This window comes from Streptomyces katrae, assembly GCF_000966975.1.
GTDB lineage: Bacteria > Actinomycetota > Actinomycetes > Streptomycetales > Streptomycetaceae > Streptomyces > Streptomyces katrae.
In genome coordinates this window covers 1-805 of sequence record NZ_JZWV01001408.1, presented here as the reverse complement: position 1 = coordinate 805, position 805 = coordinate 1, and the positions used below count along the sequence as shown (strand labels likewise).

Here is an 805-nt window from a genome sequence, read left to right as displayed (position 1 = left end):
TCCGCTGTCCGGCCCCGCCCGGCGGGATCCCGCCCCCGCCCACCCACCCGCACCCAGGGAGGCGGGTGGGCAGACACCGCCCGGCCCCCACCCCTCGAGGGGGAGATGGCGGGCCCGGGCTCTCGGGTTGCGGGGTCCACAGCGGGCCCGTAGCCCCGGAGGGTTGGGGCCCGCGTCGGCTGGGGCTAGCGGCCCTGGAGTTTGGCCGAGGCCGTGCGGGTCGGGGGGAGCTGGTTGTAGAGGAGGCGGCCCGGGCATTCCGTGGCGAAGCCGTCGCGGTGGCCCGAGATGACGTTCAGCTTGACGTTGGTGCCCTTCTTGTACAGGTTGCCCCCGCCCGACCTCAGGGTGGTCTTGGCCCGGGGGTCCGCGCCGAACAGGCCGAGTTTCCACGCGGTGAGGCGGGCCACCGCGTCCACCGCCGCCTTCGGCGGGGCCGTGGAGGAGTAGGTGCCGATCACCGCGACGCCCATGCTGTCCGCGTTGAACCCCATGGTGTGCGCGCCGAGCACCGGCTTGGCGACTCCGCCCGCCCGCCCCTCGTAGACCGTCCCGCACTTGTCGACGGCGAAGTTGTAGCCGAAGTCCCGCCAGCCCTCGCTGGCCACGTGGTAGCGGTACAGGCTGCGGAGCACCGCCGGGGCGTCCTTGCAGTCGTAGTTGTTGCCGGAGGCCGTGTGGTGGACGAAGGCGGCCTTGACCGTGCTGGTGTAGACGAAGCCGGGCTCGCGCAGGGACTCGTCCGCCCCCCAGCCGCGCCGGGTGACGATGCGGGGGCGGGGGCCGATGTAGGGGCGGGCGGCGG

Annotated in this window: 1 protein-coding gene; it reads right to left on the bottom strand. The window is 74.2% G+C overall.

Going from position 1 to position 805, the window contains the following annotated elements:
• Window positions 1–185: 185 nt before the first annotated feature.
• Window positions 186–805: peptidoglycan recognition protein family protein (locus VR44_RS37760; RefSeq protein ID WP_045952195.1), on the bottom strand; the 620-nt coding region annotated here is incomplete at its 5' end.